A 21,795-nucleotide genomic window follows, 5' to 3' on the forward strand; every position below is an offset into this window, starting at 1 on the left:
CCTTCGGACATCCGTACGACGGCGGAGGGGGAGCAGACTGTGATCTAGCTCATGAAGCAACTAGACTCTTGGTGGGCCGGGTTCCCCGGCTCTCCAGGAGTTTGTTTCGTTTAACAGGCTCTATCAATACCCCGGGTTCTCGAGTGCCCTATTCCAGCCGTTAGACTCGGTTGGTGTGTATTGCCCGCGAAGGGCCACCAAGACTTATTCAGGAGGACGCTTGCTTAGCGCTATTGGCCGGGCTTTCCGGACGCCAGACTTGCGGCGCAAGCTGTTGTTCACGCTGGGAATCATCACCATTTTCCGTTTGGGTGCATTTATCCCGGCGCCCGGTGTTGACTACGGTAACGTGCAGCAGTGTTTGCAGCTCGGCAACACAGAGGGCGGCCTCTACCAGTTCGTCAACCTCTTCAGCGGCGGTGCACTGCTGCAGGTGTCCGTCTTCGCGTTGGGGATCATGCCGTACATTACGGCCAGCATCATCACCCAGCTGCTCCGCGTGGTCATCCCGCGCTTCCAGGAACTCCATCAGGAGGGAGCCCAGGGGCAGGCGCAGCTTACGCAGTACACGCGCTACCTGACAATCGCACTTGGTCTGCTGAATGCCACGACGCTGGTGTCGCTGGCTCGTTCGGGTGCCCTGCTGGGCAACTGTCCCGTTCCGATCATTCCGGATGACAGCCTCATCACGATCATCCTGCTCATCATCACGCTGACCGCCGGTACCGGACTGATCATGTGGATGGGTGAGCTCATCACCGAGCGCGGCGTCGGCAACGGTATGTCGCTTCTGATCTTCACCGCTATCGCTGCCGGCTTCCCCACGTCGCTGGGCGAGATCCTGCGCACGCAGGGCTGGAACGTGTTCCTCGGTGTCCTGGTAATCGGCGTCTTCGTGGTGATGCTCGTGATCTTCGTCGAGCAGTCGCAGCGACGCGTTCCGGTGCAGTACGCCAAGCGCATGATCGGGCGCCGCACCCTGGGCGGCAGCAGCACCTACATCCCGATCAAGGTCAACATGGCCGGCGTCATCCCCGTGATCTTCGCGTCGTCGATGCTGTACCTGCCGTCGCTGATCGCGCAGTTCAACACTCCCACTGACGGTCAGACACCGCCGCCGGAATGGGTCAACTGGATCACCACCTACCTCACCACCGGTGACCACCCGCTCTATATGGCGATGTACTTCGGAATGATCGTGTTCTTCACCTACTTCTACGTGGCGATCACCTTCAACCCGGAGGAAGTGTCGGAGAACATGAAGAAGTACGGCGGATTCATCCCGGGCATCCGGGCTGGTCGGCCTACGGCGGAGTATCTCCAGTACGTCCTCTCCCGCATCACCCTGCCGGGCGCTATCTACCTCGGCATTGTTGCGCTCATCCCGTTGATCGCGCTCGTTGCGATCAATGCGAACCAGAACTTCCCGTTCGGCGGCACCTCCATCCTCATCATGGTCGGCGTGGGCCTCGAAACGGTGAAGCAGATTGACGCGCAGCTGCAGCAGCGCCACTACGAAGGGTTATTGCGATGACACGGATGCTCATCATTGGACCTCCCGGGTCCGGCAAGGGTACGCAGGCGGCTCGGATCTCCGAGCGCCTCGGTGTGGCGGCAATCTCCACCGGCGATATCTTCCGCGAGAACGTCAAGAACAAGACTCCGCTCGGTATCGAAGCGAAGAAGTACATGGACGCGGGCGACTTCGTCCCGGACAGCGTGACCAACAGCATGGTCCGCGCCCGTCTCACCGAGGATGATGTCCAGGACGGCTTCCTGCTCGACGGGTACCCGCGCACGGCTGCGCAGGTCGAAGAGCTGGATGACATTCTCGCGCAGAACGACCTGACGCTCGACGTCGTACTCCAGCTCACTGCCGACGACGAGGAACTGGTTCGCCGGCTCCTTGGCCGTGCACAGCTCGACGGCCGGTCGGATGACAATGAAACTGTCATCCGGCATCGCCTCGACCTGTACCACGAGCAGACTGAAGCCGTTGTCTCCCAGTACGAAGAACGCGGCATCGTCAAGCGTGTCGATGGGATCGGCGCCATTGATGAAGTGACCGAGCGCGTCATGTCGGCACTGAAAGTAACCCAGTAGTCGTCATGTTTCGCCAGCAGCGTGTTGAGTACAAGTCAGCAGACCAGATCCGCGTCATGCGTGAAGCGGGTCTGGTGCTCACAGACGCCCTTGATCAGGCGGTAGCAGCTGCCCGCGTGGGCGTATCCACCCGCGAACTGGACGCGGTGTTCGCCGGTGTTCTCAAGGACGCCGGCGCCACCTCCAACTTCCTCGGCTATCACGGCTTCCCGGCCAGCATCTGCACCTCTGTGAACCACGAGGTCGTACACGGCATCCCGGGTGACTACGTCCTGCAGGACGGCGACATCATCTCCATTGACGGTGGCGCGATCATCCGCGGTTGGCACTCGGATTCAGCCCGCACCGTTATTGTGGGCACTCCGCGGCCGGAGGATGTCCGGCTGTCCCAGATCACCGAGGAAGCCATGTGGCGGGGGATCGCAGCCCTGGCCACAGGCAAGTATGTCGGAGACATCGGTTCCGCCATTGACGACTATGTGTCTGCAGTCGAGGGCCCGGCTCTCGGTATCCTGCAGGACTATGTCGGCCATGGCATTGGAACGCAGATGCACCAGTCACCTGACGTCCTGAACTACCGCAGCAGTCATCGCGGCCCGAAGATCAAGTCAGGCCTTTGCCTCGCGATCGAACCCATGCTGGTGCAGGGGCGTCTCGAGACCGCGGTCCTCGACGACGACTGGACGGTTGTCACCGTCGACGGCAAGCGCGCCTGCCAGTGGGAACACACCGTGGCAGTTCACGACGGCGGCATCTGGGTTCTCACTGCCGCTGACGGCGGTGCCGCCCGCCTCGGAGAGCTGGGCGTCGTCGTCGCGCCTCTCGACTGAGCGCCCTTTCGTGGCTCTGATCCGGCAGGCCGAGCCGGATTTAACTTTCAGCAGGTCGTAGCGTAGAGTTGTCTGTTGGTTGTCGCTACTTTTGCGCCCTTTTGCGCCCATCCTCCGAACGGTTTGTTCCGTTACGTGTGGAACGGGATCCGCGATCCCGGGCGGGGGAGTCAGACAATCAAAACCCCAAGACCGTCCGCCCCGCAAGTGGCGGCACAGAAGTTAGCGGAGGATATGGCCAAGAAAGACGGTGTCATTGAGATTGAAGGCACTGTGAACGAGGCTCTGCCCAACGCGATGTTCCGCGTTGAGTTGGCCAACGGACACATTGTTCTAGCCCACATCTCGGGAAAGATGCGTCAGCACTACATTCGAATCCTCCCCGAGGACCGGGTGGTAGTGGAGCTTAGCCCTTACGACCTCACCAGGGGTCGTATCGTCTACCGCTACAAGTAGACGGTTCTGAGTATTTAGTTCCGAGCCTCCCGGCCCACCGGTCGCGGAGGCAAAACAGCACAACTGCACGAACGCAAAGGAAAACCATGAAGGTCCAGCCGAGCGTGAAGCGGATTTGCGACAAGTGCCAGGTGGTTCGCCGCAAGGGCAACGTACTCGTAATCTGCGAAAACCCGCGCCACAAGCAGCGCCAGGGCTGAATCCTCTTTCGAGGGTCACCCACGCGTAGTAACACCACAATATAAAAGCAGTGCAGGGCAGACCCGTTGAGGTGCACCCACACCCCCGGCGCGGAGGCCGGGGACCGGAATAATCCGGGCCGCACTGTTTCAGACCTCCGGTCATCAAAAGGAGAACCGCCACTATGGCACGTCTCGCTGGCGTAGACATTCCCCGCGAAAAGCGGGTAATCATTGCGCTTACCTACATCTACGGCGTGGGCAAGACCCGTGCAGATCAGACGATCGCAGAAACCGGCATCAACCCGGACACGCGCGTCAAGGATCTCACCGACGCTGAGCTCGTCCAGCTTCGCGACTACATTGAAGGCAACTACAAGGTTGAGGGTGACCTCCGCCGCGAGGTGGCTGCAGACATCCGCCGCAAGGTTGAGATCGGCAGCTACGAGGGTATCCGGCACCGCCGTGGCCTTCCCGTGCGTGGACAGCGCACCAAGACCAATGCGCGTACCCGCAAGGGTCCCAAGCGCACCGTCGCAGGCAAGAAGAAGGCCGGACGCTGATTTAGCGGTCCACCTTCACACCCTCTTTTTCCAGAACCTTCGTAGGAGAAGTAATGCCCCCCAAGACTCGTGGAGCGGTCCGCAAGCCGCGTCGCAAGGACAAGAAGAATATCGCCTTCGGTCAGGCGCATATCAAGAGCACGTTCAACAACACCATCGTCTCGATCACGGACCCCAACGGAGCTGTAATCTCCTGGGCCTCCGCAGGCGAGGTCGGATTCAAGGGCTCACGCAAGTCCACCCCTTACGCTGCACAGACCGCTGCCGAGGCCGCTGCCAAGCGCGCCCAGGAGCACGGCGTCCGCAAGGTGGATGTTTTCGTGAAGGGTCCGGGATCCGGACGCGAGACCGCGATCCGTTCGCTGCAGGCAGCCGGCCTTGAGGTCGGTTCCATTCAGGACGTTACCCCCAGCGCCCACAACGGCTGCCGCCCCCCGAAGCGCCGCCGCGTCTAGTAGCTCCTTGGCTCCAGGTACGCCCGTGCTTCAGTCGAAGTGCGGGCGGCCTGGGGCTGACTGTCGTTTAGCTACTGAGTCCCGCTCTCTAGCTTTCCCTTTCCACCATTTGTGTTGCGTCATATAGCGGATGCTCCCTGAAAGGAAATGTAAGTGCTCATTGCACAGCGCCCCACCCTGACTGAAGAAGTAGTCGCTGACAACCGCTCGCGTTTTGTCATCGAACCGCTGGAGCCCGGTTTTGGCTACACCCTCGGCAACTCGCTTCGTCGCACGCTGCTGTCCTCGATTCCCGGAGCAGCTGTCACCAGCATCCGGATTGACGGCGTCCTGCATGAATTCACCACCGTTCCTGGTGTGAAGGAAGATGTCACCGAGATCATCCTGAACATCAAGAACCTCGCGGTGTCCTCCGAGCACGACGAGCCCGTGGTTGCCTACCTGCGCAAGCAGGGCCCCGGCGTCGTGACCGCAGCTGACATTGCCCCGCCGGCCGGCGTGGAGTTCCACAACCCGGACCTGCACATCGCAACCCTCAACTCGAAGGGCAAGTTCGAGCTCGAACTGACCATCGAGCGTGGCCGCGGCTACGTGTCCGCATCCCAGAACAAGTCCGGTGATTCTGAGATCGGCCGCATTCCGGTTGACTCCATCTACTCGCCGGTCCTGAAGGTGACTTTCCGCGTGGAAGCCACCCGTGTTGAGCAGCGCACCGACTTCGACCGCCTGATCGTCGACGTCGAGACGAAGGACGCCATCGCTCCGCGCGACGCCGTTGCATCGGCCGGTACCACCCTGGTTGAACTGTTCGGTCTCGCCCGCGAACTGAACACCGCCGCTGAAGGCATCGAGATCGGCCCGTCGCCCAGCGACGCTGCACTCGCCGCTGACATGGCCCTCCCGATCGAGGATCTCGAACTCACCGTTCGTTCCTACAACTGCCTCAAGCGTGAGGGCATCCACACCGTGGGTGAACTGGTTGCGCGCTCCGAGGCTGACCTGATGGACATCCGTAACTTCGGTGCGAAGTCCATCGATGAGGTCAAGGCAAAGCTGGTTGAGCTTGGTCTGTCCCTGAAGGATTCCCCTCCAGGGTTCGACCTTGCAGCCCGCGCCGCTGCGATTGAAGAGGACGACGCCGCTTACGGCGACGACGAACTCTAAACGTTAGAAACCTGGTGCCGCTTAGGATGCGGCCTCGGGCACATTCATGAGGAGATAAAACATCATGCCCACACCCACAAAGGGCCCACGCCTCGGTGGCGGTCCGGCGCACGAGCGCCTGATGCTCGCCAACCTGGCCGCCTCGCTGTTCGAGCACAAGCGCATCACCACCACGGTGACCAAGGCAAAGCGGCTTCGCCCCTACGCCGAGCGCCTGATCACCTTTGCCAAGCAGGGTGACCTGGCCTCGCGCCGCCGCGTCCTGGCTGTCATCAGCAACAAGGGCGTCGTCCACGAGCTGTTCACGGACATCGCACCGGCCGTCGCCAACCGTAACGGTGGCTACACCCGCATCACCAAGATCGGCAATCGCAAGGGCGACAACGCCCCCATGGCTGTCATCGAGCTGGTGCTTGAGCCTGTTTCGGCGAAGCAGGCCGTAGTCGGCGAAGCCGAGCGCGCGGCAGGCAATGCCGCTGAGCGCGACGCTGCAGCTGCTGCGCCGGTCGCGTCCGCTGAGTCTGCAGATTCCCCGGAATCGGCTGAGTCCGCTGAGTCCGCTCCCTCGGCAGCTTCGGCTGACGAGGTTGCTGCTGAGGACACCACGGTAAGCGCCTCTGAGGGCGACGCCGAGGAGACCGTAGTCGTCGAAGAAGGCTCCGTGCCGGAAGAAGACGGGAAGAAGTAGTTCTTCTACGCCCTTCCTGAATCACATGAACGAACAAATGCCCGTCATCCTCTCCGTGGATGGCGGGCATTTGCGTGTCCGCATCGATCTTGCCTACGACGGCGGCCCCTTCTCCGGCTGGGCACTCCAGCCCGGTCTGCCTACCGTGCAGGGCACAGTGGAGTCGGGGCTTGAGCTTCTGTTCCGGCGCCACGTCCGACTCACGGTCGCCGGCCGCACTGACGCCGGCGTGCATGCCCGCGGTCAGGTGACCCACATTGACCTTGAACCGGGGGAGTGGCACGCCCTGAGCCGCGGCCGGGAGATCGATCCTGCCCTGGCGCTGAAGCGGCGCCTGCAAGCCACCGTGAACCGTTTCCTGCCGCCCAGCGCCGCCGCGCGCACCGTCTACGCCGGCAACCCGGCGTCACCCGTCGTCGTCCGTGCCGTGAGCATTGCTCCGCCGGGCTTCGACGCACGTTTCTCCGCACTTTGGCGCCGCTACAGCTACCGGATCGCTGACCGCTCCGAACTGCAGGATCCGCTGAACCGAACCACAGTGCTCTGGCACTCCGAAGAGCTGGACGAGCGCCTTCTGAATACGGGTGCAGCGTCGGTGCTCGGGCTGCAGGACTTCCGTGCTTTCTGTAAGCCGCGGGTTGGTGCCACGACGGTCCGCGAACTGCAACGGTTCGAGTTCGAGCGCGAGGCTGATGGAATACTCCGCGCCACCATCCAGGCCGATGCTTTCTGCCACAACATGGTCCGGGCACTGATGGGTTCGGCGCTCCGTGTGGGCAGCGGCGAGGAACCGCCGGAGTGGCTGGGTGGGCGTCTGCGCTCCCGCCGAAAGGATTCACGGTCCGTTCTCGCCCCGGCGCACCCGCTGGTCCTGGAGGAAGTGCGCTACCCGGGCGACGCCGCCGAACTGGCATTGCGCGCGGAACTCACCCGTGCCAAGCGGGGTGTCTGAGAGCTAGTTCTGTTCCGACCGGTGCAGCGGGAGCGTCACCGTGAAAGTTGTTCCTGCGCCCAGTTCGCTGGTGCAGCAGATGGTTCCGCCGTGGCTGTCGACTATCGCCTTCGTGATCGCCAGGCCCAGCCCGACGCCTGGAATGGAGGATTCGCGTGCAGCGGCGGTCCGGAAGAACTTCCCGAAAATCTGCGTCGTTTCCTGCGGCGACATCCCAATGCCGGTGTCCTGTACCTCGAGCAAGGCTGCGTCGCTCCGCTGCCGCGCGCGGACGGTGACTGTTCCGCCGTCGGGCGAGTATTTGATGGCGTTGGAGATGAGGTTGTCCAGCACCTGACGGATGCGCAGCGGGTCCGAGGTGGTCCACAGGATGTCCGGGACGTCAGCCTTCAGGGTGACGCCGGTGATTGCCGCCTGAGGCGATGCAGACTCGATACTGTGTTCGACCAGACCGCTCAGGTCAGTCGGGCGCAGGTGGACGCTCGCCGCACCCGACGCTGATGCAAGCAGATTGGAAACCAGCGCATAAAGCCGCTCCGCATTGCGCCGCGCGACGCAGAGCTGGTGGTTGATGTTCGGCGGCAGGGAGTGGTCGTCGTCGAGCACCAGATCCAGGTGGCCGATGATTGAGGTGAGCGGAGTCCACAGTTCATGGGACACATTGGACACAAAGTCCTCTTTGGCGGTCAGCGCCTCCACCATGTCCGTCACGTCACTGGAGACGATCACGGAGCCGGCGAACCGGCCCTCGCTGTCCCTCATGGCTGTTGCTGCCGTGGTAATCGCCCGCTGGGAGCTTTTCGGTCCGAGCCAGACCAGGTAGTTGCAGAATGTTTCGCCCGCTGCGGCCCGTTGCACCGGATAGCGTCTCGGGTGGACGGGAGTAATTTTGTCGGCCGCGTAGAGGTGGCTGGACGGGACGTCGTCGTTCGTGTTGCCTGTGTGGACGAGGAGGTCATAGGAGCGCTGCTGGCGGTTGGTGAGGGTGCGGTTGCCGTTGGCATCGAGGGCCACCAGTCCGACGTCGATCGTGTCGAGGATGGCTTCGAGGAGCAAAGCGCGCTCGGTATTTTCGCCCTGGAGACGGTGTACTTCCGCATCTGAGGCCGCGAGCTCGCGCTGGCTGTGCACGGAGTTGAGGCTGGCGAAGCGCAGTGAGACGGACACCGCCGCCATCGCCAGTCCAAGCAGGACGGCGGTGCCGATCTGGTTGGGCGGCGCCAATCCCATCAGCGGGGGAACCGCGAGAATAAGGAACGGTCCAACGAAGCTGGCCAGGAGACTCAGTGACGGCTTCAACTCGGACGCAGACAGCCAGATCACCGGGAAGATCGCCAGGAGGCTCAGTCCTGGCAGGACGTCTGCCGAACCGTTGCGGGTGAATACTATGGCTACGAAGTCCAGCAGCGGTATGGCGACGTAGGAACCTTCTCGGAGCTTTTCCCAAGGGGTGAGGAAGGCCGCCGCAAGGAGCACGGCATGGAGGGCGAGTCCTCCGAGGAACAGGGGATTCATCAGCAGCATCGGCGCCACGACGGAAGCGATGATCGCAATGACGGCGACCAGGACGGCCAAAGGCAATTCACACAGCCCGACGCGCGCGCGGAAGTGCAGGTTCGAGTACGCCTGCTTGGCCGCCAGGAACATCACGCGTTCACTCATGATGCCGCCCGGTTCGAGCGCGCACAACGCTAAGGAGATGCCTCTGAGACCACGACATAACTACCATTATGTCGTCACTCGGTGGTGCCGGCGCACTTCAACTCCTAACCGGTTCACAAAGTTCCCTATTTCCGACCGTTGAGATCAGCACCACTGAAGCGCGCGTATGCTGTGAGGGCACGCTGGCGGTTCACTGTGCGTCGCGGTGTCTCGTCCTTTTGTGATGAACTGTGGAACTACAGTTCTGTTGGGGCCAGGAGGAAAATAGTGGGCGATCCAGGTGTGGCGGTAGTGGTCGAGGACGATCTCGACGTCCGTAACCTCGTGAGTACGGTTCTCACACAATCAGGTTTCGTTGTCCATGCCGCAGCCGAGGGTCGCAGCGGGGTGGAGGCGGTCAAGGAACACAATCCCACGCTCGTCACCCTCGACGTCGGCCTTCCGGACATCGACGGCTTTGAGGTGCTGCGCAGGATTCGCGATCTCAGTGACTGCTACGTGATCATGCTGACCGCGCACAACGAGGAGATCGACACGCTCACTGCGCTGCAGTCCGGGGCCGATGACTTTGTCACCAAACCTTTCCGGCCACGTGAGCTCCGTGCCCGCGTAGCGGCGATGCTGCGACGGCCGCGCAACGGCCTCGCCAGTGAGCAGCCGACGACGACGGCGGCCCCTCCTGTCGAGGAACCCTCCGTGCCGGCGCGTCCGGACTCCGTGCTGCGGCATAACGGCCTTGAGCTGGACAAGGACACGCGGACGGTGACGGTGCGCGGCGAGGAGCTGGTGCTGACCCGGAGCGAGTTCGACCTGCTGCATGAGCTCTTACGGAGCTCGGGTGCCGTGCGTACCAAGGGCGACCTGGTGCGTGTAGTCCGGGGCCAGTACTACAGGACTGACACTTACATCAGTGAAGCGGATGAACGGGCCATCGAGGTCCACATCGGCAACCTGCGCCGGAAGCTGGGGGAGGACTCGCGGAGTCCCCGTTGGCTGATGACCGTGCGTGGTGTGGGCTACCGGTTGGTGCCGCGACGTCCGGACTGATCCCTACTGGTGCTTCTTGAGGTGCTGCACGGTCAGTTCCCGCATGGTGCGCAATCCGCACCGGTGAACCTGCGGGAATGCCGCCTCGGCTTCTTCGAGCTTGCCCTCGCGGAGCAGTGCCTCCAGGGCCGTGGTCAGCGCGACGAGCAGGGTGGCCCCCACCATGGTGGACGTGATTTTCAGGCTCAGGACCGCGTCCAGAGAAGCGGCCTGGTTGCGCCGTGCAATTGCGGACGAGAGGCGCAAATCCCGCTCATCCCAGACGGCCACGTAGTCGCGTACAAATGCCCGTGCAGCGGCGGGGCTGTCGAGTTGATCCTCAAGGTCATGGATGACGTTGGGATCCACCAGAGGTGTCCTGTCTGTGTGGTCGCTGCCGCCCAGGACACTCCGGGATTCAGCGCTGACGGCGTGCAGGGATGCTGCATCGTCGTCGTTCGCGCTGGGGTTGGAGAGAGCCATGGGGCTAACGCTACTTTCTGAAGATGTGAGAAAAGCGGGAATTGATCGTTGCTGAGGAAACACTGCGGAATTCTTCGGATTGTGTACTAGCCACGCTAGACCCGTCGAATTCAGGACCCACTGAAGGTCGCGATCGCGTTGATCACAGCGGGCCCGAGGATGATGATGAACAGCACCGGGAAGATGAAGAAAAGCAGCGGGAACAGCACCGTGACCGGGAGTTTCATAGCTTTTTCCTCGGCCCGCTGACGCCGTTTCACGCGCATCACCTTCGCCTGGGTGCGGAGCACACCGCTCAGCGCGATGCCGTATGCGTCAGCCTGGACGATGGCTTTGACGAAGCTGCGCAGCTCGGGGATACTCGTTCGGTCTGCGAGGGCCAGATAGGACTCGCGTCGGCTACGGCCCACCTGCATGTCCTGGAGCGTCCGGACCAGTTCCTCGGCGAGCGGTCCCTTGCCGTTTTCGCCCGCACGCTGCATTGCGCTTTCGAAGCCGAGACCGGCCTCCACGGAGATCAGCATCTGGTCCAGCGTGTTCGCGAGTTCCAGCTGCATGGCCTTCTGCCGTTCCTGCCCCTTGCTGTAGAGGAGGAGGTCCGGGATGAAGTACCCGAACACGGTGAGGAAGATGGCCAGCATGGTGATCATAGGCTTTTGCGCGGCACTGGCCATCAGGTAGCCGAGCCCCGCGCCTGTCAGGCAAAGCGCCGGCTTGGCGCCGAGCACTCGCCCGAGCGGCAGTGACACCGGCCGTCCCGCCAGGGCGAGAAGCTTGTCCAGCTTCTGTACGTACGACGACGGCGTGAGCTTGTACCCCAAGCGCGCCAGTGCGCCGGAACTGTGAGCTTTGCCTTCATCGGAACTGGTGAGACCACGGTTCAGGTTTGCCTGAATGTTCTTGTAGCTTTTGTTGCCGGGGGCGAGCAGAGCCCACCCGAGGTAGCCAAGGGGGGCGGCGACGAGCAGCAGGGATGTCAGTAGCACTGGATTCACGTCGGCCTCCTAGAACTTCAGATCGATGATCTTGCGGAGCCAGAGGCAGCCGATGGTCATCATTACTACGGAGGCGCCGATCATGACCCAGCCGAGTGGGTTAGCGAACAGCGGGTCGATGTATCCGGGGCTCACGACCATGAGCATGGCTCCGATGGCGAAGGGAAGGGCCACCAGGATGTAGGCCGAGAACTTGCCTTCAGCCGCAAGTGCACGGATCTGTCCCTTGATCTCGCTGCGCTCCCGGATGGTGGCGCCCACCTGATCCAGGACCTCTGCAAGGTCACCGCCCACCTCGCGGTTGATCTGGATGGCCTGCGCGATCCAGGCAAAGTCTTCGCTTTCCATCCGACGGGAGGTGTCCGTCAGCGACGCGAGCAGGTCCTTGCCCAGACTGGTCTCGGTAACAACCCGCCGCATCTCGTCGGACGTCGGAGCGTCGGCTTCAATGGCAGCGGCATCGATGGCGCGCAGGATACTGTGACCGGCCCTTAGACCGCCGGTGAGGAGTTGCAGGGTGTCGCCGAGCTGGTCGTCGAACTTGGAGCGGCGCCGGCTGATCCTGAAGACCAGCGCGATGTGGGCCACGACCGGAGCCAGGATGAGAAAGAAGATACCGAGCAGCGGTCCGCCCACCAGTAAGCCAAGCGCCAGACCTGCGATTCCGCCGGTGATGACGAGGATGAACATGTCCGCCTGGGTAAGCCGCACACCGGCGGTTTCCAGCAGATCCGGCCTATAGAGCCGCTGCGGGTGATTCCTGAGAAACCGTTCCATTGAGCGCACGGCTGACCCAGCGAACTTGGTGAGCTTTGAGTCTGATTCCTCAGCCGGTGGACGACGGCGGTCCAATGGCACGGCAGCCTGGTGCGGACGCGTGGCGAAGAAGAGGAGGCCGAGCGCTGCGATACACAGCGCCGTCCCGTACAGGAACATCAGCGTCATCGGATTACCTCCTGCCGCTGAGCGCAGCGCCGAACACGGCAGGCGACACCGTGATACCCATATCCTCGAACCGCTCCATGAAGCGCGGACGGATGCCGGTGGGCACCGGCTTGCCGAGGAAGCGCCCGGAGGAATCGACCCCCGCCGAGTAATCGAAAACGAAAGCGTCCTGGAGAGTGACGACGTCGCCCTCCATGCCCTGCACTTCCGTGACGTGCGTGATGCGTCGTGTGCCGTCGCGGAGGCGGGAAATCTGGATGACCAGGTTCACGGCCGAGGCGAGCTGCTCGCGGATGGCGCGCAGCGGCAGATCCATGCCGGCCATGAGGACCAGCGTCTCAAGACGCGCGACAGCGTCACGAGGAGAGTTAGCGTGCACGGTCGAGAGGGAACCGTCATGGCCGGTGTTCATCGCCTGCAGCATGTCGAGGGACTCACCGCCGCGGACCTCGCCGATCACGATGCGGTCAGGGCGCATACGCAGCGAGTTGCGAACGAGGTCGCGGATGGACACTGCGCCCTTGCCCTCAGTGTTCGGCGGACGGCTTTCGAGACGCACCACGTGCTGCTGCTGGATCTGCAGTTCCACGGCATCCTCGATCGTGACAATGCGGTCACCGTGGGGCAGGAACGAGGACAGCACGTTGAGCAGCGTGGTCTTACCGGTACCCGTACCGCCGGAGACGATGATGTTCAGCTTCGCCTTGACGCAGGCATCGAGCAGCTCGGCCATCTCGGGGGTGAGCGTGCCGAAATCGATGAGGTTCTCGACCGTCAGCGGCACCTTGCTGAACTTACGGATGGTCAGCGAGGAGCCGTTGACCGCGAGCGGCGGGATGACGGCGTTGACACGGGAGCCGTCCTCAAGACGGGCGTCGACGAAGGGCGAGGACTCATCGATGCGCCGGCCCACCTTGGACACAATGCGTTCAATGACGCGTCGCAGATGTTCTTCAGACTTGAAGCTGGTATCGGCAAGCACCAGCTGACCGCGGCGCTCGACATAGATCTGGTCGGCGCGGTTCACCATGATTTCGGTGATGGCTTCGTCGTCGAGAAGTCGCTGGAGCGGACCGAAGCCGAGTACGTCGTCGGCGACATCCTGGATGAGCCGGCGGCGCTCGTCCGGGCTCAGCGGCACCTGTTCGGCGTCGATGACCTGGCTGAGCTCCTCACGCGCAACTGCGCGAAGATCCTCTTCCTTCAGCGTAGAGTCGCTGAAGCGCGCGCCCATGCGCTCGTAGAGGGCCTCCGCGGCGCGCTGCTTCAGGCCGGCAAAGGCATCCACCCGTGCGGCGGCGGGTGCTTCCGGTGCGTTGGAGGTACGCCCGCCGACGACGACGGCGCCCTGGTAAGCAGGCACTCCCGCTTCCGGGGCGGCGGCAGACTTGGACTGAGGTACCACCGTTTCCGTCTTGGTGGATGGAGCGGGCGGTGCCGGTGTCGAAGAATCGGCCTGGTTGAGGCGCTCCGAGAGTTTCATCGGATGACTACGCGGCGGTGGGACTTGCGCTGGGTGCTGGAGCGCCACTCCGGGTTGAAGCGCTGTACCAGTGCGCGAAGGTTCTTGGTCGCGGGGTCGCGCACTTCGTCCTGAAGCAGCGGGACGCCTCGGTTGGTGGCAAGTGAAAGCGCGCGGGATCGAGGAATCGACACGTCGACCGGTGCGCCGAGTGTTGCCTCAATGTCCTGGACGGAGAGGCCGGTTTTGGAGTCAGCGAAGTTGAGCACTACGTGGCGAGTTTCCGGGAAGAGGTCCAGCTTGCCGAGGATGTCCAGGCCGGAGCGCAGACCGCGGACGCTCGGGACGTCCATGCCGGTGACCCAGACGGCGTCGGTGCTCTGTTCAAGCGCCGCAAGGCTGTGTTCGGTGAGTCCGGGCCCGGTGTCGAGGACAACGTATGGGAATTCGGAGCTGAGTTGCTTGATCAGTGTGCCGAGCTGGTCGGCGGAAATGCTGTCCGCGTCGGCCGGATTGCTTGGTGCACAGAGTGCGTAGATTCCGGACGGGTGTGGCGTCAGGAATGCCTTGAGCACCATGGTGTCCTGGCTGGCTGAGCTGGACACGGCGTCGCGGACGGAGTACTCGGGGCTGAGGTACAGGTTGGATGCGACGTCGCCGAACTGCAGGTCGAGGTCAACGAGGACAACGCCCATGGGCGCCAGTTTCCCGAGGCCGACCGCGAGGTTGGTGGCGATGGTTGTCTTCCCGACCCCACCTTTGGGGGAGAAGACGCCGATCACCAGGCCGCGCTCCTCCTTGGGGGCGGTTGTCTGGACATAATCAGCACGATGGCGGCTGGCGAACGCCTGGCACGCTCGTTCAAGGAACAGGCGAACGGTAGGGATGTCGGCGTCGGGCTCGATGACGTCCCGGATGCCCGCACGCATGGCAGCGAGGGGGAGTCCTGGCTCTTCAGGGGCCACAAGGACGATGCTGATAGTGGGAAAGCGGACATCGACGATGGTTGCGAGACGTAGGGCCGCGTCTACGGCCATGCCGGGACCGAACACCAGGACCTGTGGCTGCTGGACCGTAAGCAGGTCCAGCAGGTCTTCGGGCTCAACCAGGAGTACGGGACTGACGGGGAGGATATCTCCGGGTAGACCGCCCGCGGTAGCGAGCTGGACCTTCTGTTCAAAGGAGTGGTCGTCTGTGACGAGGATGAAGCGGCTCATCGGTACAGTTCCTTGTCCTGGACGATGAACGGGGGAGCGTCGTTCTCGGCGGCGGTCGCCTTGCTGAGCCAGATCGATTCGTACTCGCTGGCGAAGACGAGACGCGATGCCTGGTCCGGGTTGAGCGCGAGCGTCACCATGAGAGAACCAGTAGGGAGGGCTTCTGCTGCGGCAGCTGCCGCTTCCTCTTCAGTCGCATTTGGATCGACCGGAGCGGGTTCAGGTGCGCGTTGAACGGCTGAGACAAGGACTCTGGGGAGGACCAGTTGGGTCGTCTGCTTGTCCGGCTCCGGTTCGAGTCCGTTGTCATCCATGGAAACGAAGACGCCCACAAAGTCCCCAGCCGCTACCCGGCCACCGGCGATGCGCTGTGGTTCCACCAGGATGGAGACTTCATGAAGACCCTTGGGTACCTCGACGGTGCCGGGGGTAACGAGATCCTCGGGCGTGACCAGTCGTTCAGACACCAACTGCTCACCGGGAACCAAATCAACAGCAGTGACCATGCCCGCCGAGCTGCTGAGGTCCTTGAGCGCCGTATCAGCGACGGATGCACCCGGGAGTTGAGTTGTGGCGACTGATGCCGCTAGATTCGCAACCGGGGTTCCGGCGGGCACAGCTGCTTGCACAACAAGAACTTCAACCGGCTCAAGGTCGGCAACGGCTCGGGCATCCGCACGATTGGCGTAGCTGAACACCATCACCGCTCCAACGAGGGCGAGGACTACGGCGGCGATGCCGGCGATGAGACGGGACTTCATTTTGAACCGTTCCTAAGAAACTATTGGGTGAGCTTCACGAGGTCCGCGCCATAACTGGGAGCGGGCCCGAGGGTGAGATTGTGGTCAAGGCCAACAAATTCGACGAAGTATCCGCGAATGCATTTGTTGCAGAGGCTTGTGGTGCTCGGCCACTTCTCGGAAGGGAAGGCATAAGCAGTTACGTGGAAGGCGGCGAAACCTTTCACGTAGTACTTACCGCTGGAACCAGTGCCGGTTGCTACGGCAAAGAGGGGCAGGAGAACAGTCTTGTTACGGAGTTGATGAAGATCGGTGGCGGAGCACACTGTAGGCATGGCAGCCCCGGTGTCGCTTTCGAACCAGATGCCCGACTCGTTCGACGATCCTGCTTTGATTGTCACGCTGCACTTACCGTCGGCTGAGTCTTTGATCCAGCCGAAACCTCCAGGAACGCCCGCGCAACCGTTGTGATCGAGATCCAGTGTCTGAATTGTAGACGTGGGATTTGAAGTATTGAGATTGAACTTGCACTCGGCGACGGCCAACGGTAGAAGTGTGGTCCCGCCGGACGGTGCTCCCCAAGCCGCTTTGGAACTGGCGGTTACTTCGGCATCCGTGATGCCGAGCGCCCGTGCAAAGTAAAGCGATACGCGATCTGGTGCGCCGCCCGCTTCCAAGGCTCCGATTGTCACCGACACCGTGCCTGCGGTCTTGTTCAGCGTGACGTTGCTCGCGTTGCTTTGACCGTCGAGAGCATTTGCGTCTGCCAACTGCTTCGCGAGTGACCCTGCCGTTGTCGCATCGGAGCACTTCAAATTTCCGGTGTCTGTAGCACAGGTTTGGGCGATGGCCAGAGCAGTAGCGTCTGCACCGTTGCGGAGTTGCGCTTTCTCGGCGTAAAGCATGCCGACGTCCACGGCGAGCGCGGCGAATCCAAGCAGAACCACAAGCAGAACAGCAACGATGACTGCAACCGCACCTCGATCGTCACCTCTCGGGCCTATCCGCCGCATAACATTGTTCCCCTGCCGGTCAAATTGAATGGTCCGGCGATGCCGGTGAGGGAAGTCAACTGATATGTGAAAGCCAGCGTGACCTGCTTACGCTCCTGGCCCACCACGAAAGTGCAGCTTGCGGGGGCAGACGCCGGATTCGTTGAGAAAGTGGCTGTGGAATTTGTAGAGTCCGGCATAAGCGTGCCTGCCGCATTTCGCGCGGCCGCTATACCTTGGGACTGGCTATTGGTCAGGGCCATAACTCGGACGCCCTCGCGGGCGGCGTTGGTGAGAGTGACCTGGGCGTTGTACGCCCGGCCGAATTCCATGATGCCGAGGAGGAGGAGTAGGAGGATAGGTAGTAGCAGGGCCATCTCTACTGCGACTGCGCCGCGGTCGCGTACCGCCTTCACCCTGACACCTCTTCCGAAATTTAGGAGAGGGCTGAGCGAGGAATAACCCCGCTCAGCCCAGTAGATGAACTATCCGCAAGCGCCATCTGCGCCATCTTCGCCTGCTACGTACTCCTGGCCCTGAATACCACAGGCGACGCCCTGAAACATGGAGTTTAGGTTGCCACCGAGGAGGGTGACAGCAGCGATGATGACAACGGCGATGAGGGCAACCATGATGCCGTACTCGACGGCGGTTGCGCCGGTCTCGTCACGGTTCATGCGGGACTTGATAGTGGACTTGGCGTCTGCCAGGAATGCAGTGAGCATGGGGTTCTCCTGAATGCGGGATGGGCGGCTGGCCCAGCGCCAGCTCTGGAAAAAAAGTAGCAGTGGAAACCCCTGAAAACTCCAAGATTGAACCAATCCTGCGCGAACCCTACCCGGAGAACCTTTTCCTGCGGTTTTTCTTGCGTTTTTCCTGCGTTGGCCTCAGGTCCTTCGGGGGTTGGTTGGTGCACCGCGCGGAAACTTCGATGTTTCCTCAATTGAGCGTCTACGCTGGGCTAAGGTGCAGCAGACTTCCCGCTGAGTGAACCGTCCGCCGTCGTATGCTGTGGGTGTCGAGCCGCACCGAACCCGTTTTGACCGGCAGGGCTACGGCACGCTAATCTTGGAAGTCGTTGTGCGTGTCCCATCTCGATACGTCCATGTCCGCGTGCGGCTCAGTTGCAGAGCTACCTGGTCCGCGGAAATGGCCGAGAACCCAGGGATCACCGGTGTAGTTTCAGCCCTCACCTGAAGTTCCGGTAACGCATGCATCAGCTGCGCTGGCATCTGGAGGTCATACTCCCGTTCGTCAGCGTCACCGTAGAACAGAAACGAAGGCAAAAACCGTGCGTACGTACACCCCGAAGCCCGGCGACATCAACCGCCAGTGGCACGTCATTGACGCCACCGACGTTGTCCTAGGCCGTCTTGCCAGCCAGACCGCAACACTGCTGCGCGGAAAGCACAAGCCGACCTTTGCCCCCCATATGGATATGGGCGACTTCGTCATTATCATCAACGCTGAGAAGGTTGCCCTCACCGGCGCCAAGCTCGAACAGAAGCGTGCCTACCGCCACTCCGGTTTCCCGGGTGGCCTGAAGTCCGTCACCTATGCAGAGCTGCTGGAGAAGAACCCGGTCCGCGCTGTGGAGAAGGCAATCAAGGGCATGCTCCCCAAGAACTCGCTTGCTGCGCAGCAGCTGGGCAAGCTGAAGGTGTACCGCGGTGCCGAGCACCCGCACGCCGCCCAGCAGCCCAAGACTTTCGAGATCACCCAGGTCGCCCAGTAGTCCTGGCCACCACAGACTAAGAATCACTCAAGGAGAACCGTGGCTCAGAACACTGAAGAGCTGAATGAACCAGCCGAGGAGCTCACCAGCTACACCTCGGAGTCCGCGCCCGCCTCGGACACCCCCGTCAAGGAGCGCCCCGCGCTGACTGTCGGTGGCGCTGCTGTAGGTCGTCGCAAGGAAGCCGTTGCACGCGTGCGCGTCACGCCCGGAACCGGCAAGTGGATTGTCAACGGTCGCGAACTGGCTGACTACTTCCCGAACAAGCTGCACCAGCAGGAAGTCAACGATCCGTTCAAGCTCCTCGAGCTCGACGGCGCGTACGACGTCATTGCCCGCATCCACGGCGGTGGCCCTTCCGGCCAGGCCGGCGCGCTGCGTCTCGGTGTTGCCCGCGCGCTCAACGAGATTGACCGCGACAACAACCGCCCCGCCCTCAAGAAGGCAGGCTTCCTGACCCGTGACGCTCGCGTCATCGAGCGTAAGAAGGCTGGTCTGAAGAAGGCACGCAAGGCGCCTCAGTATTCAAAGCGCTAATCATGCTTTACCCGTTACGCCCGCTCGGCAGTTGCCGGGCGGGCGTAACGCTTTAACGGCGTTCTTCTTCGCTTCCCGGGTGCGGAACATTTCTCCCTTAGGATGAACCACGATGAGTAGATTATTTGGAACCGATGGTGTCCGCGGTCAGGCGAACGGCCTCCTCACCGCAGAACTCGCATTGCAGTTGGCCCAGGCTGCGGCCGTGGTACTCGGGCATGAACAAACCGAGGGCAGGCGCCCGACAGCCGTCATTGCGCGGGACCCGCGCATCAGTGGCGACTTCATCGCCGCGGCGGTCGAAGCAGGCCTGGCCAGTGCCGGCGTCGACGTTTATGATGCCGGCGTCCTCCCGACACCGGCTGCGGCGTTCCTGGTTGCCGACCTGAACGCTGACTTCGGTGTCATGATCTCCGCCTCTCACAATCCGGCGCCGGACAACGGCATCAAGTTCCTCGCCCGGGGCGGCAAGAAGCTCGACGACGCCCTTGAGGACGCAATCGAAGCCGCCCTGAATGCGCCACGCCACCGTCCTGTTGGCCCCGACGTCGGACGTATCCAGCGATTCGCTGACGCCGAGGACCGCTACGTGGTTCACCTCCTGCAGTCACTCCCGCACCGCCTCGACGGCCTGAAGGTCGTGCTCGACTGCGCCAACGGCGCCGCCAGCGGCTGTTCCCCGCAGGTGTTCTCGGACGCAGGTGCCGAGATCGTAGTTATCGGTGCGGACCCGGACGGCATCAACATCAATGACGGATGCGGTTCCACCCACCTCGAGATGCTCCAGGCGGCGGTGCTGGAACACGGTGCCCACCTGGGAATCGCGCACGACGGCGACGCTGACCGCTGCCTCGCGGTCGATCACGAAGGCTCGGTCGTGGACGGCGACCAGATCATGGCCATCATGGCCGTGGCACTCAACGCGGCCGGCCGTCTGAAGGACAACACGCTGGTGGCCACGGTCATGAGCAACCTCGGACTCAAGCTTGCACTCCGCGAGGCCGGAATCAGCCTGCGGGAGACCGCAGTCGGTGACCGCTACGTGCTTGAAGGCATGCGCGATGGGGGGTTCAACCTCGGCGGCGAACAGTCAGGCCACGTCATTTTCGCCGACTACGCGACCACCGGTGACGGCGTGCTGACCGGTCTTCAGCTCGCGGCGCAGGTTGCGCTGACCGGCCGCAGCCTGAAGGAACTGTCAACGATCATGACCAAGCTTCCTCAGGTGCTGATCAACGTCAAGGGCGTGGACAAGGCCAGCGTCAACAGCGACGACGAAGTCCAGCGCGCCGTCCGCGAGGCCCAGGACGCGCTCGGCGAAACAGGCCGCGTGCTGCTCCGCCCCTCGGGCACCGAACCCGTCGTCCGGGTGATGGTGGAGGCAGCCGACATGGCTACCGCTGAACGCACAGCGGAGACGCTGGCCGGGATCGTGCAGAACCAGCTTGCACTCGAGCCTGCCTGAGCCACTCTCACTGCACGCTTAACAGACTGAGGGTCGGAGACATTCTCCGACCCTCAGTCTTTGCGTATCAGGTGCGCTGACGAAGACTGTCACGGATTTCCGTCAGGAGCGCTACCTGCGGGTCGACTGCCTCGACGTCTTCCTGCAGGTCCAACTCGCGGTTCCGTCGCCTGAACAGCTTGTTCATCGGCACGACGATGAGAAAGTAGACAGCGGCAGCGATCAGCAGGAAATTCACCAGGGCTGTCAGGAAGACCCCGAACAGGATCTCGTTGCCGTTGATGGTCACCTTCGCGAAATCGTCGAAGTTCGGCGAGCCGACCAGTGCCGAAATCAGCGGCATGAGGACGCTCTCCACGAGCGCCGTCACCACCGAGCCGAATGCAGCTCCGATAACCACGGCAACAGCCAGGTCAATGACGTTGCCCTTCATGATGAATTCCTTGAAACCATTGATCATGGAGTTCAGGCTACGCAGAAGTGATCGGGTGTCAGTAACTGGGCGCGGCCGACAAGCCGAAGTACTGCTCAAGCGTGGCCACGCCCTCGTCGCGCATGGCCTCGGCCACCTCGACACCGACGTACCGGTAGTGCCAGGGCTCGCCCGAGAAACCGGTGACGTCCTGCGCCCCGATTGGGTATCTCAGGATGAATCCGAAGCGGTCCGCGTTGGCGACCATCCACTGGCCGGCGGCAGTGTCCGCGAAGCAGGAGGCTAGGGTGCAGGCGCCGTCGGACTGTCCCACGTCGAACGCGAGACCTGTCTGGTGCTCGGAGAAACCGGCACGTGCCGAAATCCGGTCCGCAGCTGCCGTATCCCCGCCTTTTTGTGCCACCCAGTGTTCATAGGTGGACACCTGGTCCTGGTACGAGCGGTACCCGCTGACCAGGGTGAGGCCGACGCCGTCGTTCTTTGCAGCTGCGAACAGCTCTTCCACAGCCGCGGCGGTATCGCTGCGTAAGAGTGCGTTGGGCTCCTGCACCGCAAGCGGCACGGCGGGCAGTACAAGGCCGGAGGGGGCGTAATCGATGGGGTTGAGCGGTCGACGCTTGTTGACGACGACGGTCACCGAGGACGGGTCGTCAATCTTAGCCGCGCCCACACGGGCTGATGCCGTGGGCGACGGCGACAAACTGGGCGCCGGC

General features: G+C 62.5%; 26 protein-coding genes. 14 read left to right on the top strand and 12 right to left on the bottom strand.

Annotation, left to right across the window (positions count from 1 at the left end; genetic code table 11):
- Nucleotides 1-220 precede the first annotated feature (220 nt).
- The 10 genes from secY to AC5RTB_RS06230 all read left to right on the top strand — a co-directional run bounded on the left by secY (nt 221) and on the right by AC5RTB_RS06230 (nt 7,390).
- Nucleotides 221-1,534, top strand: coding sequence for a preprotein translocase subunit SecY (gene secY / locus AC5RTB_RS06185; protein WP_490889659.1), 1,314 nt, complete (start codon nt 221-223; stop codon nt 1,532-1,534).
- Nucleotides 1,531-2,103: an adenylate kinase gene (locus AC5RTB_RS06190; RefSeq protein WP_494060185.1), complete on the top strand. Its 573-nt coding sequence runs from the start codon at nt 1,531-1,533 to the stop codon at nt 2,101-2,103. Before secY ends, AC5RTB_RS06190 begins: the two co-directional genes overlap by 4 nt.
- A gap of 5 nt (nt 2,104-2,108) precedes the next feature.
- Nucleotides 2,109-2,933 carry a type I methionyl aminopeptidase gene (gene map, locus AC5RTB_RS06195; RefSeq protein ID WP_494060186.1) on the top strand — a complete coding sequence of 275 codons (825 nt, stop codon included), beginning with the start codon at nt 2,109-2,111 and terminating at the stop codon, nt 2,931-2,933.
- A gap of 234 nt (nt 2,934-3,167) precedes the next feature.
- A complete protein-coding gene (infA, locus tag AC5RTB_RS06200) occupies nt 3,168-3,389 on the top strand; it encodes a translation initiation factor IF-1 (RefSeq protein WP_019481515.1) in 222 nt (73 codons plus the stop codon).
- Nucleotides 3,390-3,475: 86 nt separating this feature from the next.
- Nucleotides 3,476-3,589, top strand: coding sequence for a 50S ribosomal protein L36 (gene rpmJ / locus AC5RTB_RS06205; RefSeq protein WP_024475611.1), 114 nt, complete (start codon nt 3,476-3,478; stop codon nt 3,587-3,589).
- Nucleotides 3,590-3,753: 164 nt separating this feature from the next.
- Nucleotides 3,754-4,131, top strand: coding sequence for a 30S ribosomal protein S13 (gene rpsM, locus AC5RTB_RS06210; RefSeq protein WP_490889653.1), 378 nt, complete (start codon nt 3,754-3,756; stop codon nt 4,129-4,131).
- Nucleotides 4,132-4,184: 53 nt separating this feature from the next.
- Nucleotides 4,185-4,586, top strand: coding sequence for a 30S ribosomal protein S11 (gene rpsK / locus AC5RTB_RS06215; RefSeq protein ID WP_204531699.1), 402 nt, complete (start codon nt 4,185-4,187; stop codon nt 4,584-4,586).
- A gap of 153 nt (nt 4,587-4,739) precedes the next feature.
- Nucleotides 4,740-5,750: a DNA-directed RNA polymerase subunit alpha gene (locus tag AC5RTB_RS06220; RefSeq protein WP_026545639.1), complete on the top strand. Its 1,011-nt coding sequence runs from the start codon at nt 4,740-4,742 to the stop codon at nt 5,748-5,750.
- Between the two features lie 64 nt (nt 5,751-5,814).
- A complete protein-coding gene (gene rplQ / locus AC5RTB_RS06225; RefSeq protein ID WP_494060187.1) occupies nt 5,815-6,438 on the top strand; it encodes a 50S ribosomal protein L17 in 624 nt (207 codons plus the stop codon).
- Nucleotides 6,439-6,463: 25 nt separating this feature from the next.
- Nucleotides 6,464-7,390 carry a tRNA pseudouridine synthase A gene (locus AC5RTB_RS06230; RefSeq protein WP_494060188.1) on the top strand — a complete coding sequence of 309 codons (927 nt, stop codon included), beginning with the start codon at nt 6,464-6,466 and terminating at the stop codon, nt 7,388-7,390.
- A gap of 3 nt (nt 7,391-7,393) precedes the next feature.
- Here the strand turns inward: AC5RTB_RS06230 and AC5RTB_RS06235 are convergent, their stop codons facing one another.
- Nucleotides 7,394-9,052: a PAS domain-containing sensor histidine kinase gene (locus tag AC5RTB_RS06235; protein ID WP_494060189.1), complete on the bottom strand. Its 1,659-nt coding sequence runs from the start codon at nt 9,050-9,052 to the stop codon at nt 7,394-7,396.
- Nucleotides 9,053-9,319: 267 nt separating this feature from the next.
- On the opposite strand from AC5RTB_RS06235, the gene AC5RTB_RS06240 reads away from it, so the two are divergent.
- Nucleotides 9,320-10,099, top strand: coding sequence for a response regulator transcription factor (locus AC5RTB_RS06240; RefSeq protein WP_494060190.1), 780 nt, complete (start codon nt 9,320-9,322; stop codon nt 10,097-10,099).
- Between the two features lie 3 nt (nt 10,100-10,102).
- Here the strand turns inward: AC5RTB_RS06240 and AC5RTB_RS06245 are convergent, their stop codons facing one another.
- The 9 genes from AC5RTB_RS06245 to AC5RTB_RS06285 all read right to left on the bottom strand — a co-directional run bounded on the left by AC5RTB_RS06245 (nt 10,103) and on the right by AC5RTB_RS06285 (nt 17,637).
- Nucleotides 10,103-10,561 (bottom strand): Hpt domain-containing protein, encoded by a 459-nt coding sequence (locus AC5RTB_RS06245; RefSeq protein WP_494060191.1) that lies wholly within the window; start codon nt 10,559-10,561, stop codon nt 10,103-10,105.
- A 110-nt stretch (nt 10,562-10,671) separates the two neighbouring features.
- Entirely contained in the window at nt 10,672-11,556 is an 885-nt protein-coding gene (locus AC5RTB_RS06250; RefSeq protein ID WP_494060192.1) for a type II secretion system F family protein, read from the bottom strand.
- A gap of 9 nt (nt 11,557-11,565) precedes the next feature.
- Nucleotides 11,566-12,501 carry a type II secretion system F family protein gene (locus tag AC5RTB_RS06255; protein WP_494060193.1) on the bottom strand — a complete coding sequence of 312 codons (936 nt, stop codon included), beginning with the start codon at nt 12,499-12,501 and terminating at the stop codon, nt 11,566-11,568.
- Between the two features lie 4 nt (nt 12,502-12,505).
- Nucleotides 12,506-13,984, bottom strand: coding sequence for a TadA family conjugal transfer-associated ATPase (locus AC5RTB_RS06260; protein ID WP_494060194.1), 1,479 nt, complete (start codon nt 13,982-13,984; stop codon nt 12,506-12,508).
- Nucleotides 13,981-15,180: a CpaE/TadZ family protein gene (locus AC5RTB_RS06265; RefSeq protein ID WP_494060195.1), complete on the bottom strand. Its 1,200-nt coding sequence runs from the start codon at nt 15,178-15,180 to the stop codon at nt 13,981-13,983. Before AC5RTB_RS06265 ends, AC5RTB_RS06260 begins: the two co-directional genes overlap by 4 nt.
- Nucleotides 15,177-15,941, bottom strand: coding sequence for a Flp pilus assembly protein CpaB (cpaB, locus tag AC5RTB_RS06270; protein ID WP_494060196.1), 765 nt, complete (start codon nt 15,939-15,941; stop codon nt 15,177-15,179). The genes AC5RTB_RS06265 and cpaB overlap by 4 nt, the downstream gene beginning before the upstream one ends.
- A 20-nt stretch (nt 15,942-15,961) precedes the next feature.
- Nucleotides 15,962-16,933, bottom strand: coding sequence for a Tad domain-containing protein (locus tag AC5RTB_RS06275; protein ID WP_494060197.1), 972 nt, complete (start codon nt 16,931-16,933; stop codon nt 15,962-15,964).
- Nucleotides 16,921-17,328: a TadE/TadG family type IV pilus assembly protein gene (locus AC5RTB_RS06280; RefSeq protein WP_494060198.1), complete on the bottom strand. Its 408-nt coding sequence runs from the start codon at nt 17,326-17,328 to the stop codon at nt 16,921-16,923. The genes AC5RTB_RS06275 and AC5RTB_RS06280 overlap by 13 nt, the downstream gene beginning before the upstream one ends.
- Nucleotides 17,329-17,397: 69 nt before the next feature.
- Entirely contained in the window at nt 17,398-17,637 is a 240-nt protein-coding gene (locus AC5RTB_RS06285; RefSeq protein WP_494060199.1) for a Flp family type IVb pilin, read from the bottom strand.
- 566 nt (nt 17,638-18,203) lie between these two features.
- Between AC5RTB_RS06285 and rplM the strand changes: the two genes are divergently transcribed.
- The 3 genes from rplM (at nt 18,204) to glmM (ending at nt 20,649) form a co-directional block, all read left to right on the top strand.
- Nucleotides 18,204-18,647: a 50S ribosomal protein L13 gene (rplM, locus tag AC5RTB_RS06290; RefSeq protein WP_490889626.1), complete on the top strand. Its 444-nt coding sequence runs from the start codon at nt 18,204-18,206 to the stop codon at nt 18,645-18,647.
- A gap of 39 nt (nt 18,648-18,686) precedes the next feature.
- Nucleotides 18,687-19,184 (top strand): 30S ribosomal protein S9, encoded by a 498-nt coding sequence (rpsI, locus tag AC5RTB_RS06295; RefSeq protein WP_494060200.1) that lies wholly within the window; start codon nt 18,687-18,689, stop codon nt 19,182-19,184.
- A gap of 112 nt (nt 19,185-19,296) precedes the next feature.
- Nucleotides 19,297-20,649, top strand: a complete 1,353-nt coding sequence (gene glmM, locus AC5RTB_RS06300) for a phosphoglucosamine mutase (protein ID WP_494060201.1) — start codon at nt 19,297-19,299, stop codon at nt 20,647-20,649.
- 67 nt (nt 20,650-20,716) lie between these two features.
- Here the strand turns inward: glmM and mscL are convergent, their stop codons facing one another.
- Together mscL and AC5RTB_RS06310 are read right to left on the bottom strand one after the other, a co-directional pair.
- Nucleotides 20,717-21,109, bottom strand: a complete 393-nt coding sequence (gene mscL / locus AC5RTB_RS06305) for a large conductance mechanosensitive channel protein MscL (protein ID WP_494060202.1) — start codon at nt 21,107-21,109, stop codon at nt 20,717-20,719.
- A 31-nt stretch (nt 21,110-21,140) separates the two neighbouring features.
- Nucleotides 21,141-21,752, bottom strand: a complete 612-nt coding sequence (locus AC5RTB_RS06310; RefSeq protein ID WP_494060203.1) for a M15 family metallopeptidase — start codon at nt 21,750-21,752, stop codon at nt 21,141-21,143.
- Between the last annotated feature and the right edge of the window lie 43 nt (nt 21,753-21,795).

The organism is Arthrobacter sp. M71 S08, from assembly GCF_059089725.1.

What these genes read in the sequence shown, in the direction of transcription:
- AC5RTB_RS06190 (WP_494060185.1), top strand. Translation starts at nt 1,531, where the DNA reads ATGACACGGATGCTCATCATTGGACCTCCCGGGTCCGGCAAGGGTACG.
- map (WP_494060186.1), top strand. Translation starts at nt 2,109, where the DNA reads ATGTTTCGCCAGCAGCGTGTTGAGTACAAGTCAGCAGACCAGATCCGC.
- infA (WP_019481515.1), top strand. Translation starts at nt 3,168, where the DNA reads ATGGCCAAGAAAGACGGTGTCATTGAGATTGAAGGCACTGTGAACGAG.
- rpmJ (WP_024475611.1), top strand. Translation starts at nt 3,476, where the DNA reads ATGAAGGTCCAGCCGAGCGTGAAGCGGATTTGCGACAAGTGCCAGGTG.
- rpsM (WP_490889653.1), top strand. Translation starts at nt 3,754, where the DNA reads ATGGCACGTCTCGCTGGCGTAGACATTCCCCGCGAAAAGCGGGTAATC.
- rpsK (WP_204531699.1), top strand. Translation starts at nt 4,185, where the DNA reads ATGCCCCCCAAGACTCGTGGAGCGGTCCGCAAGCCGCGTCGCAAGGAC.
- rplQ (WP_494060187.1), top strand. Translation starts at nt 5,815, where the DNA reads ATGCCCACACCCACAAAGGGCCCACGCCTCGGTGGCGGTCCGGCGCAC.
- AC5RTB_RS06230 (WP_494060188.1), top strand. Translation starts at nt 6,464, where the DNA reads ATGAACGAACAAATGCCCGTCATCCTCTCCGTGGATGGCGGGCATTTG.
- AC5RTB_RS06235 (WP_494060189.1), bottom strand. Translation starts at nt 9,052, where the DNA reads ATGAGTGAACGCGTGATGTTCCTGGCGGCCAAGCAGGCGTACTCGAAC.
- AC5RTB_RS06245 (WP_494060191.1), bottom strand. Translation starts at nt 10,561, where the DNA reads ATGGCTCTCTCCAACCCCAGCGCGAACGACGACGATGCAGCATCCCTG.
- AC5RTB_RS06255 (WP_494060193.1), bottom strand. Translation starts at nt 12,501, where the DNA reads ATGACGCTGATGTTCCTGTACGGGACGGCGCTGTGTATCGCAGCGCTC.
- AC5RTB_RS06260 (WP_494060194.1), bottom strand. Translation starts at nt 13,984, where the DNA reads ATGAAACTCTCGGAGCGCCTCAACCAGGCCGATTCTTCGACACCGGCA.
- AC5RTB_RS06265 (WP_494060195.1), bottom strand. Translation starts at nt 15,180, where the DNA reads ATGAGCCGCTTCATCCTCGTCACAGACGACCACTCCTTTGAACAGAAG.
- cpaB (WP_494060196.1), bottom strand. Translation starts at nt 15,941, where the DNA reads ATGAAGTCCCGTCTCATCGCCGGCATCGCCGCCGTAGTCCTCGCCCTC.
- AC5RTB_RS06275 (WP_494060197.1), bottom strand. Translation starts at nt 16,933, where the DNA reads ATGCGGCGGATAGGCCCGAGAGGTGACGATCGAGGTGCGGTTGCAGTC.
- AC5RTB_RS06285 (WP_494060199.1), bottom strand. Translation starts at nt 17,637, where the DNA reads ATGCTCACTGCATTCCTGGCAGACGCCAAGTCCACTATCAAGTCCCGC.
- glmM (WP_494060201.1), top strand. Translation starts at nt 19,297, where the DNA reads ATGAGTAGATTATTTGGAACCGATGGTGTCCGCGGTCAGGCGAACGGC.
- mscL (WP_494060202.1), bottom strand. Translation starts at nt 21,109, where the DNA reads ATGATCAATGGTTTCAAGGAATTCATCATGAAGGGCAACGTCATTGAC.